Genomic DNA, 10,955 nt, shown 5'->3' on the forward strand with positions numbered 1-10,955 from the left:
TTAAAAACAACAAAAATTAGAGAGAAATAATGTTACCAGCGCTTGCCTACTTGTACGGAAAACCTGAAGCTAAAGGCTTGTTAAGAGCTCAAATAAGTGATTTTAAAGTCTTTGAGCAATTGCCTTTTTTACCTTGCGGTGAAGGAGAGCATCTATATATTCACATTAGAAAAACAGGCGCTAATACCGTTTTTGTTGCACGAGAGCTTGCCAAATACTTTAAGGTAAAGGAGCAATTGGTTTCTTATGCAGGGTTAAAAGATCGTTTTGCCGTAACAGAGCAGTGGTTTGGTGTTCATGTGCCTGGGAAGCAAGTATATGATTTAAGCGATCTTAGTATTGATGGGGTCGAAGTACTTAGCTACCAAAGGCATAATAAAAAATTACGCACTGGCGCTTTAACTGGCAATCGATTTACACTGATTCTACGTGATGTAACAGACATTAAAAGCCTATATGAACGTTGGCAAAAAATAACCTCTCACGGCGTACCTAACTATTTTGGTGAGCAGCGCTTTGGTATTGAGGGGGGGAACATTGCGCATGCCTTGGCGTTATTTGCAGGTACTAAAGTGAAAGATAAAAAGAAACGCAGCATGTATTTGTCTGCAGCTCGCTCTTGTATTTTTAACGACATCATTAATGAGCGGATTAAACAAAATATTTTTTCTACTGTGCAAGTAGGTGATGTGTTAATGCTTTCAGGTACTCAGTCTGTCTTTAAGCTTGAAGAAGTTGACGACACGATAAAAAAGCGATTAATCGAAAAAGATGTCGATATAACCGCCGCAATGTGGGGGGCCGGTGAGTTAATGACCAAGGGCAGCCCTGAGGCCTTCGAACAAAGTATTGCCGACAAACACAGGCACTTTGCCCAAGGGTTACCTCGTTTTGGCTTGAAACAAGAGCGTCGACGGATTCGCTTAGTCATTGAAGCAGGTGATATTGAAGTGTTAACGCAAGAAAGTTTGGCCAATGAAATAGGCTCAGCTTTACCAGCAGTAAAAATTAGTTTTACGCTAGCGGCGGGCTCGTATGCTACCACAGTGCTTAGAGAGCTAATTGATTACCAAGACTGTACGCAACGAATGAGTACTTAGCTTTGGTAAGTTAACGCAAATTAGCATAGTTCAAGTCAGTATAACGAAAAAGTCAGAGCAAGGTAGCAAATGAAAGTTTTATTAAGTAATGATGATGGTGTCCATGCGTTGGGCATTAAAGTAATGCATGAAGAACTCGTTAAGCATTTTAACGTGACTGTTGTGGCACCCGATAGAAATTGTAGCGGTGCAAGTAACTCTTTAACCTTACTCAACCCACTGCGAGCAGAAACCCTCGACAATGGCTTTATTTCAGTCAATGGTACGCCAACTGACTCAGTGCACTTGGGGATCAGCCAACTTGTTTCCTCAACACTCGACTTAGTTGTTGCGGGTATTAACAAAGGCCCTAATTTAGGTGACGATACCTTATATTCTGGCACCGTTGCCGCGGCAGTGGAGGGTAGGCACTTGGGTATTCCTGCCATAGCAGTTTCATTGCTTGGTAAAGAAGAGAAACATTACCAAACAGCGGCTATTATTACCGCTAAAATCATTAAACAAATTGAAAAATATCCTATCGCCAGTAATCAAATTCTTAATATCAATGTGCCAGATGTTCCAATAAAAGCAATTAAAGGTATCAAGGTAACTCGGCTTGGTCATCGACACAAAGCAGAAATCATGACAAAAATGCAAGATCCGTGGCAAAGGGATATTTATTGGTATGGTACTTTAGGCAAAGAGCTTGATGGTGGTGAAGGCACAGACTTTCATGCGGTAGCCAATAACTATGTATCAGTGACACCGTTAACCATTGATATGACAGCACATAACAGTTTAGACAGTATGAGAAAATGGATGGATGAAGTAATATTATGATACACCATACAAAAAATAGCCGAGCAGCTAATAGAACAAACCGTCGTGGTGAATTGCTCGCACAAAAATTAAAAGCGGAAGGTATTGTTAACCCCAAAATATTACAGGCAATTGCCAATTCACCTAGGCATATTTTTCTCCCAGAAATACTGGCACACAAAGCCTACGACAATACAGCATTGCCCATTGGGCAAGGACAAACAATTTCCCAACCTTATATTGTTGCTAAAATGTCAGAGTTATTACTCAACGGCTATCAACCGAGCAACATTTTAGAGATAGGTACAGGCTCAGGTTACCAAACGTCTATCTTAGCGCAGTTAACCCAAAAGGTTTATTCCGTTGAGCGGATAAAGTCGCTGCAATTTCAAGCGAAACGCTGCTTAAGAGCGATGGATTTACATAATATATCATTAAAACATGGTGATGGTTGGCAAGGTTGGGCAAGTAAAGCCCCTTTTGACGCTATTATTGTCACGGCTGGGGCAGCAACTGTCCCTGAAGCATTGTTAGCACAACTTGTCGATGGAGGGCGCTTGGTTATTCCAGTTGGAGATAAAACACAGGTATTAAAGCTTATTACTCGCCAAGGTGATAGTTTTAATGAAGAGCAAATAGAAGCCGTGCGTTTTGTGCCATTAGTTGCTGGAGCCTTGCTTTAATGAAGTTATTTTCAGCCCTTTATAACTGGACGCTTAAGTGGGCCAAGCATAAGTTCGCACCCAGCATGTTAGCTTTTCTTACCTTTATTGAATCAATTTTTTTCCCTATCCCGCCCGATGTGCTGTTAGCGCCTATGGTGTTGGCTAAACCTGAGCGAGCCTGGCAACTAGCAAGCTTAACGACTGTTGCCTCTATTTTAGGTGGAGCAGTAGGCTATTTACTTGGTTATTTAATGTTTGACCCCTGGATACAGCCACTGATTACAGAATTTGGCTATCAGCATCGTTTCGACAAAGCCATGCATTGGTTTCATGAGTGGGGAGTATGGGTAGTGTTTATTGCTGGTTTTTCCCCTGTGCCTTACAAGTTATTTACAGTCAGTGCTGGTTTTTTGCACATGGCTTTTTTACCGTTTATGTTAGCGTCAGCGATTGGACGAGGTATGCGGTTTTTTCTTGTGGCCGCGTTAATACGATGGGGGGGAGCCGGTATGGAAAAAAACTTACGTAAATGGATTGATATACTAGGTTGGTCTTTTGTATGCTTGGTTGTCATAGCCTATTTGCTGTTGCAATAAATTACGTGTGTCATCATGACTGGTCGCCAATCTATTAACAACATATTAACCCCGTTAAAAAAACTGATTAAATTACAGTGTTGTGTTTTATTGGCTTTGAGTATTTTTGCTTGCTCTTCACGAGATAAACCTGCACCAGTAGTGACAGTGTATGGCAGCATTCCCTTAAGCAAACAAGTCCATAAATCTATTAATACGCGCGAATATAAGGTAAAAGCAGGTGAAACACTCTACTCTATAGCATGGCGCGCAAATTCTGATGTGCGACACATCGCTAAATTGAACAATATTGCCCCGCCTTATAATATTTACCCTAATCAAAAATTAATTTTAGTTGCTAATAATCAAGAGAAAATTCCCAAAGCGAGCTCCCATAAGCAGTTGAACAATAAACAGACTAAAAGCTCTAATGTCGTAAGTAAACAAGTTGTTAAAAAGAGTGTTGCATCTTCAAAAAAGCCAGTGTATGGTAAAAATGTAAGGAAGAAAGAAACAGTACCAACTGACTTACCTGAAAAGAAATTTTCAAAAAAAATTCGTCAGTGGCAATGGCCGGTAAAAGGAAAAATCATTGCGTACTTTTCTTCCAAAGCACAAGGTAATAAAGGTATTGATATCGCTGGTCGCCGTGGTACAAATATTAAGGCAACAGCAAGTGGCAAAGTTGTTTACTCAGGTAGTGCATTAAGAGGATACGGTAAGCTAGTTATTATAAAACATAATGATGACTACTTAAGTGCTTATGCTCACAATGACAAAATTTTAGTAAAAGAACAGCAACAAGTAAAAGCCGGAGATATTATAGCCAAAATGGGTGACACGGATGCTGAAAGAGTCATGCTTCATTTTGAAGTTCGCTTTCGCGGGAAATCAGTTGATCCTTTGAAGTATTTACCAAAACAATAATAAGCGCCTTCCTATGCAAGCATAGCGAATGCCATCAATTTCAATGTATCTGAGGTGAGTCAGTGTAAACAATAATTAATAATAACTTGCTATTTATGGGAGTACACTATGTTAAAAGAAGAAAAAGCCAAAGTAGTTAAGGGTAAAATTAGAAAAACAGCCGGTGTTGATGCCACTCAAATTTACTTAAGTGAGATAGGTGTGTCACCTTTGTTAAGTGCAGAAGAAGAGGTTTATTACTCGCGCCTTGCATTAAAAGGCGATGCTGCATCGCGCAAACGCATGATTGAAAGCAACCTGCGCTTAGTGGTGAAAATTGCTAGACGCTACAATAACCGTGGTTTAGCTTTGCTTGATTTAATAGAAGAAGGCAATTTAGGCTTAATTCGTGCTGTTGAAAAATTTGATCCTGAGCGAGGTTTTCGCTTTTCAACTTATGCCACTTGGTGGATCCGTCAAACAATCGAACGTGCGATAATGAACCAAACGCGCACCATCCGACTACCTATTCATATAGTAAAAGAATTAAATATTTATTTACGCACTTCACGAGAGCTTGTGCAAAAGCTTGAGCATGAACCAACCGCTGAAGACATTGCCAATTCATTAGACAAACCCGTTGAAGATGTCATTAAAATACTTCGTTTAAATGAACGTATGGCCTCGGTCGACACGCCTTTTTCAGGAGATTCAGAACAAGTTTTACTGGATGTTATCGCGGATGAAAAAAGCCAAGGACCAGAAGATGACTTACAATCTGAGGACATGAGTAATAACATTCTTAATTGGCTTAATGAGTTAAACTCTAAGCAAAGAGAAGTTATTGCAAGGCGCTTTGGGCTAATGGGTTATGAAGCTGAAACGTTAGAAAATGTTGGCCATGAAATTGGCTTAACGCGAGAACGTGTTCGCCAAATTCAAGTAGAAGGGCTAAAAAGATTACGCGACATACTTAATCAACAAAACTTATCGATTGAAGCCTTGTTTGAAGCACAATAACAAAGTTTGGTGATAATATTGCTAGTGTAAACTAACATTGTCCAAAGGCTGTAAGGGTTTTAAAACCTTCACAGCCTTTTTATATGAATAAACGGCAAGAATAATAAGCGTAATAGCGTTACAGGTTATCATGAAGAATAGCGAATAAATAAAACCGCGATAATAATGAAATATGATCGTACTCAATTAGTAGCAAAGTTATTTAGGTTATAATTAGCAACAGGCAACAAGCGCTATTACTGTAAATGTGCCCACTTTTTAACACGATTTAACCTACGAGGCCTATTTTGAAGAAAAATTTTATTGTCTACATTATTATACTTATCACTGCTATGTTAGTGCCCACCCTAGCCAAAGCCGCAACGCATGATCATCATCACGTAGAGCATAGCAAGCTTTCGTTAAATAATGGTAATAAATGGCCAATTGATGAAAGCTTGCACCTTGGCATGAGTAATATTAAAGCAGCGATAAGTGAAAATTTAGAAGAGATCCACTTCAATCGCTTTACGGATGAACAATACGCTATTTTGGCGCCAAAACTAGAGAAACAATTAACATTTTTGTTTGCAAACTGCCAGCTTCCTGCACTAGCTGATGCTCAGCTGCATACCTTGTTAGCCCAAATTATTCAGGGGGTAGACAAGATCAAGCACGCTAAGGACAAGAAGCAAGGAGCCGTCTTAATTATTAGCGCATTACAAGACTATCCAATTTATTTTGCTGATCCTCACTGGGAAGCGTTAGCACATTGAGGTTACTCCTTTAGTTTTACTCTACCTGATTGCGCCAAGTGCTCCCTCTAAATCTAATGAGCCTAAGCGAGTTAATTTAGTGGGAGTTTTCATTTAGTTTGATAGCGCGGCTAATAATGCATTACACTAAGTTGAGTTATTGTTAATCTTTATAGCTCTCTATATGGAAAATTATTACTTGTGCTTGAACAAACACTATTAAAAATTGCTTTAGATCTTAGTCTTAGTTTACCTAAAAAAGACCATTATCAACGTTTAATAAAAGCGGTTAATGAAGTGATGACCTGTGACGCTGTGGCTTTATTGGTGTTAGAGGGAAATGACTTAGTGCCGGTAGCTGTAGACGGTTTGTCACCAGAAGTATTAGGCATGCGCTTTTCTCCTGATGAACACCCACGATTAAAAGCGATTTTATCTTCACGTAAACCCATTCGCTTTGATGCCGATTCAAGTTACCCAGATCCTTATGACGGCCTGCTATCAAAAGATCCTAAACGTGTACTTGATGTACATGATTGCATGGGCTGTTGCTTATACGTTGAAGAAACTTTAGTGGGCGTGCTAACGCTAGATGCGTTACAAGTAGGCGCATTTAGCAAGGTTGATGATGTCAGCGTGGCAACTCTAGCCGCACTTGCTGGGGCAACTATTCGTAATGCAAATTGCATTGCCACTTTAGAGAAAAGAAATGAAAAATCGTTATCTTTAACCAATGAATTAGTCAAAGATGCACATAAGGCTAAAGCCGGTGGTTTTATTGGTGAGAGTTTAAAAATGTTGGAGTTAAAAAATGAAATTGAGGTGGTTGCCAGATCTGATCTTGCCGTATTAATTACAGGGGAAACAGGTGTTGGTAAAGATGTTGTTGCGCGAACGGTCCATGCTAAGTCAGGGCGCAGTGAAGAAGCGATTGTACAGATAAACTGTGCCGCTTTGTCAGAAAATATTGCTGAAAGTGAGTTGTTTGGCCATATAAAAGGTGCTTTTACCGGGGCAACTAAAGATCGTATGGGCAAGTTTGAACTGGCCCACCAAGGCACGCTATTTTTAGATGAAATTGGTGAGTTGTCCTTAAATATTCAAGCTAAATTATTAAGGGCTATTCAAGAGGGTGAGATTCAGCGAGTTGGGGCTGATAAGAATATTTATGTTAACGTACGGCTCATTGCTGCAACTAACCGAGACTTACGACAAGCGGTTGCACAAGGTCGGTTTCGGGAAGACCTTTACCACAGGTTAAGTGTATTTCCACTAAATGTACCACCATTACGAGAAAGAATTGACGACATTCCACAGTTAAGTGGGTTTATATTAAATAATTTAAAAGCAAAAATAGGCACCAATAATGTTAGGGTTAATAAAGCAGCGATGCATCAATTACTGCAGTACGACTGGCCAGGTAATGTAAGGGAGTTACAACATGTGCTTATGCGTGCCGCTTTAAGGGCAATTGCGAGCGCAGCAGGTAAGGTAGCCGTAATTGAGGTTCAACACTTAGGTTTAGACTTTGTTGCTAATAGCCCTGAAGAAAAAGAAAATGTAAGCCCCAAAATTATCACTGAGAATAAGTCTTATAATGACATGATAAGTGATTTTCAACGCCAGTTAATCACACAAGCAATGGAAGAAAACGATCATGTTTGGGCAAAAGCTGCACGTCAGTTGCAGCTTGACCGAGGGAACTTATATCGCCAGGCTAAGCGTCTAGGTTTAACCTAAGCTTTGTCGGTAAGGGCATCTTAGCTCCCGTCAACCTTACCCGGGTAGTGCTTGTCTATATTGTGAGTAAGCAACTGCGCAGCCAACAAGGGTGGTCATGCCATAAAAATACAGTCTCACCATTACTTTAGTTAGTGTGTCGGCATGTTTTAATCCCATGAAATCATTAATGATCCAACGGCCTTTAAGAAGCACGATAACGCAAACAAAAATGGTAGCAACAATTAGTGTATTATTTGTTTCTGCAATTACTGCACTGAGCAGCGTTAAGGCGACCAAACGAGCCCAAATACTGAATATTCGGTCAGATAAAGACTGTTTTATTTTTTGATAATGGCTATTTTTCACTTGATTACCTTAATACATATAAAAGTGGGAAAATGAGTACCCAAACTAGATCAATCATGTGCCAGTAACTTGCCGCACTTTCTAACCCCTCATGATTAGATTTAGTGTAATAGCCACAAGCGGTAAGCACGGTAACGATAGTTATGGTGATAGTGCCAATGACCACGTGTAACAAGTGATTAAAGGTAATATAGTAATAACTAGAAAAGTAGTAATTAGTACGCAACGTAATACCAGCTTGTTCATTTAAATGATATTCCCACGCTTTAACGCCACAATAACTCAGCCCAGCTATAATAGTGAGTATTAACCAAAACACTGTGCGGTCTTTATCATCTCGTCTGATTGCTTGCATAGCACGAGCCACAAAAAAGCTACTGCTGAGTAAAATTAGTGTATTTAATAATCCTGTGGTTATCGGGATATGGGCAGGCCCTTGATAAAACTCAACAGGGTAATAAAATTTGGCTAATAAAAAGCCAACAAAGAATAAAGCAAATTCGGTTAATTCCGCATAAATAAAAACCCATACTGCAACAGAGCCAGGTCGTTTTGTACTCACTGCGGTAGATGTGCTGGATGATGTCAATATGACATCGTCTGTAACATCGAGAAGGACATCGCTATTAACTGTGGCCACAACACTTCCTGTTAATTATTGTTGTTATCATGAACACTCGCACTATTTGTGCTTGGTCATGGTGATTATGCTTCATCTAGTCTTTCACTGATCGCTTTTAGATGATGTACTTGGTAATAAGAATGGCTATGCATAGTTTGCTCTAACATCGCTTCGCTTTCAAAAACAGCAATGTTCCTTTGCACGAGCAATAAGTGTTCTGGCCCACTAACGTCTGAGCGATATAGGCTTAATATTTTCTTTTTTATCAAGTTAAGTAACAACTGTGCTGTGTTTAAGGTCGACTGATAATAGCGTTCGACAACAAGCTGCAGTGTTTTATTGATGTTAGCAAGCATTGACACGTTCTTATGTAGCGCTCTATTGAAGGTGATGGCTTATAAATAGCAAAAAGCGTTCCGATATTTATCTTATTGTTTTTTCAATGGTTTTTATTTTAACCCAAGCGATATTACCCATATTAGTGTCGAAGTGACTCGCCATTGTTGTCATTAAGACACGGTTTGTGGTGTCTTTGGTGATCTTATTGTATGCAAGTTTTTAGTTGTTTGATTTTATTGGGTAATTTTATTTGGCATATATTGTGCTTTAGTTAGTCTATCAGTGCATATTGTTAGGCAGTTTGCTGTACCAAGGAGATATTAATGAAAGTGTTAACGACAGATGTAGTGATTATTGGTGCTGGCCCTGTCGGTTTATTTCAAATATTTGAACTGGGTTTACAAGGCTTGAAGTCAGTTGTTATTGATAGTTTGCCTGACATTGGTGGCCAGTGCAGTGAACTTTATCCAGATAAACCAATATATGATATTCCAGCCCTACCAAATGCTAAAGCCAGTGACGTTATCGATAACCTTTGGCAACAGGCTGCACCTTTTGAACCTGTGTTTTTATTAGCTGAGCGCGTTGATAATATTGATAAAAGTGCAGCCAACACCTTTACCGTAAGCACAGATAAAAAAACAATCATAAAATGTCGTGCGGTTATTATTGCTGCGGGTAATGGGGCGTTTTCACCAGTTAAATTAAAAGTACCTTTAATTGAAAAATTTGAAGATAAACAACTTTTTTATCGAATTAGTCACTTAGAGCACTTTAGAAATAAAAATGTGGTGGTTTTAGGTGGCGGCGATGCGGCAATAGATTGGAGTTTAACGCTACAAAAAATAGCTAAAAGTGTATTGCTTATTCATCGCAGTACAAACTTTAAAGCGGCGCCAAGTAGTGTCAATCAAATGAAAGCCTTATGCGAACAGCTTAAAATGCAATTTTTATGTGGGCAGGTTAGTGATTTCCAGGAAACAGACAGTCGATTAACAGGGCTGACTGTTGACTCAAAAGACGGTATTAAACGTAGAGTTGAATTAGATGAACTTGTTGTTTGCTTTGGTATGTCACCGAAACTTGGGCCAATTGCACATTGGCACCTAGCAATGCATCAACATCAAATACAGGTTGATACACGATCATTTCAAAGCTCCGTACCGGGTATTTATGCCGTTGGTGATATTAATTATTACCCAGGCAAACGAAAGTTAATTTTATGTGGTTTTCATGAAGCGGCATTAGCAGCGTTTTCAATTGCAGAAACGCTATTAGAAAAAGACCGGATACCGACCTTATATACGACAACTAGCCCAGTAGTGCATCAGCGAATAGGCGTGTCACATTCCTTAGAAAGTATGTTGGATTAACCAGCAGGAGAGGTTACTTGAGTAACCGAGCGAGATAGTTGGAATCATAAAGGTTTTACTATCAGTACTGAATACCTAGCATCGTAATTTATACCAGAATGATGAAGCTATTTTACTAAAAGCCAGAGGGTTATATTATGTTTACTTTATTTAAAAAAAATACCAAACAAGCAACAACTAGCGAAAGAGTCCAATCAAATAAGCCAGAAGATGAGGGCAGTAAAACGATAGATGAAGGCAAGGAGCAGAAAAAAGTGCACGGCGAAGATGGAGTGTGTTGCGGCGGATGCGGTGGAGAATAAAACAGTCTATAGCTTGCTTGCTTTATAAAGGGTAATGTTTCCAAGCCTGTGTCATTTCAGTCAATTGATAAAACAGGAATGACACATGGCAAATTCACTCATGGTCGATTAAGTTGTTAAAGCGTGCCCACTATGGCACGCAACGAATAAATGTGTTTACTGGTAATAAACACTATCAAGCCAATTATTATTTTCCATAGAGGGCGTTCAAAATTCTGTGTCAGCTTAAATTCTTAAATATCGAGTACGCTGTCTAAGCGTCCTTCAAAATAAATGGCCAGCTGAGATAAACACAAGCTCCAATTGTGGATTGGCATGGTCCATTTCTCAGTGGCGTTTAATATGCCAGCATAAAGTAATTTCAACAAGCTGTTTTCGTTTGGAAAAGCGCCTTTCGTTTTCGTTAGCTTTCTAAATTGACGATGCACAG

The 10,955-nt window shown here is 39.4% G+C and carries 13 protein-coding genes and 1 pseudogene; 10 read left to right on the forward strand and 4 right to left on the reverse strand.

The window, feature by feature from the left end; genetic code table 11:
- The first annotated feature begins 29 nt into the window (after positions 1-29).
- The 8 genes from truD (at position 30) to norR (ending at position 7,541) form a co-directional block, all read left to right on the forward strand.
- On the forward strand, positions 30-1,100 hold the full coding sequence (gene truD, locus AC0UA9_RS09825; RefSeq protein WP_475659600.1) for a tRNA pseudouridine(13) synthase TruD: 1,071 nt from the start codon (positions 30-32) through the stop codon (positions 1,098-1,100).
- Between the two features lie 69 nt (positions 1,101-1,169).
- Positions 1,170-1,922 (forward strand): 5'/3'-nucleotidase SurE, encoded by a 753-nt coding sequence (surE, locus tag AC0UA9_RS09830; RefSeq protein ID WP_475659601.1) that lies wholly within the window; start codon positions 1,170-1,172, stop codon positions 1,920-1,922.
- Positions 1,919-2,584, forward strand: a complete 666-nt coding sequence (locus tag AC0UA9_RS09835) for a protein-L-isoaspartate(D-aspartate) O-methyltransferase (RefSeq protein WP_475659602.1) — start codon at positions 1,919-1,921, stop codon at positions 2,582-2,584. Before surE ends, AC0UA9_RS09835 begins: the two co-directional genes overlap by 4 nt.
- On the forward strand, positions 2,584-3,162 hold the full coding sequence (locus tag AC0UA9_RS09840) for a YqaA family protein (protein ID WP_475659603.1): 579 nt from the start codon (positions 2,584-2,586) through the stop codon (positions 3,160-3,162). The genes AC0UA9_RS09835 and AC0UA9_RS09840 overlap by 1 nt, the downstream gene beginning before the upstream one ends.
- A gap of 15 nt (positions 3,163-3,177) precedes the next feature.
- Positions 3,178-4,068: a peptidoglycan DD-metalloendopeptidase family protein gene (locus tag AC0UA9_RS09845; RefSeq protein ID WP_475659606.1), complete on the forward strand. Its 891-nt coding sequence runs from the start codon at positions 3,178-3,180 to the stop codon at positions 4,066-4,068.
- 108 nt (positions 4,069-4,176) lie between these two features.
- A complete protein-coding gene (rpoS, locus tag AC0UA9_RS09850) occupies positions 4,177-5,067 on the forward strand; it encodes an RNA polymerase sigma factor RpoS (protein WP_475659607.1) in 891 nt (296 codons plus the stop codon).
- 287 nt (positions 5,068-5,354) lie between these two features.
- Positions 5,355-5,822 carry a hypothetical protein gene (locus AC0UA9_RS09855; RefSeq protein WP_475659609.1) on the forward strand — a complete coding sequence of 156 codons (468 nt, stop codon included), beginning with the start codon at positions 5,355-5,357 and terminating at the stop codon, positions 5,820-5,822.
- A gap of 180 nt (positions 5,823-6,002) precedes the next feature.
- The gene (gene norR / locus AC0UA9_RS09860; RefSeq protein WP_475659611.1) at positions 6,003-7,541 is read left to right on the forward strand and encodes a nitric oxide reductase transcriptional regulator NorR; all 1,539 of its coding nucleotides are present in this window, start codon (positions 6,003-6,005) and stop codon (positions 7,539-7,541) included.
- 36 nt (positions 7,542-7,577) lie between these two features.
- Here the strand turns inward: norR and AC0UA9_RS09865 are convergent, their stop codons facing one another.
- The 3 genes from AC0UA9_RS09865 to AC0UA9_RS09875 all read right to left on the reverse strand — a co-directional run bounded on the left by AC0UA9_RS09865 (position 7,578) and on the right by AC0UA9_RS09875 (position 8,867).
- Positions 7,578-7,889 (reverse strand): cytochrome C oxidase subunit IV family protein, encoded by a 312-nt coding sequence (locus AC0UA9_RS09865; protein WP_475659613.1) that lies wholly within the window; start codon positions 7,887-7,889, stop codon positions 7,578-7,580.
- Between the two features lie 4 nt (positions 7,890-7,893).
- Entirely contained in the window at positions 7,894-8,529 is a 636-nt protein-coding gene (locus AC0UA9_RS09870) for a cytochrome c oxidase subunit 3 family protein (RefSeq protein WP_475659614.1), read from the reverse strand.
- 65 nt (positions 8,530-8,594) lie between these two features.
- Complete coding sequence (locus AC0UA9_RS09875) at positions 8,595-8,867, reverse strand: hypothetical protein (protein ID WP_475659615.1); 273 nt, start codon at positions 8,865-8,867, stop codon at positions 8,595-8,597.
- 306 nt (positions 8,868-9,173) lie between these two features.
- On the opposite strand from AC0UA9_RS09875, the gene AC0UA9_RS09880 reads away from it, so the two are divergent.
- Positions 9,174-10,223, forward strand: coding sequence for an NAD(P)/FAD-dependent oxidoreductase (locus AC0UA9_RS09880; protein ID WP_475659616.1), 1,050 nt, complete (start codon positions 9,174-9,176; stop codon positions 10,221-10,223).
- A 137-nt stretch (positions 10,224-10,360) separates the two neighbouring features.
- The gene (locus AC0UA9_RS09885) at positions 10,361-10,525 is read left to right on the forward strand and encodes a CCGSCS motif protein (protein WP_475659619.1); all 165 of its coding nucleotides are present in this window, start codon (positions 10,361-10,363) and stop codon (positions 10,523-10,525) included.
- Between the two features lie 233 nt (positions 10,526-10,758).
- On the opposite strand, the pseudogene AC0UA9_RS09890 reads toward AC0UA9_RS09885, so the two are convergent.
- Positions 10,759-10,955: pseudogene (locus tag AC0UA9_RS09890) on the reverse strand (hypothetical protein); the annotation flags it as partial.

The organism is Colwellia sp. F1 (assembly GCF_056238625.1).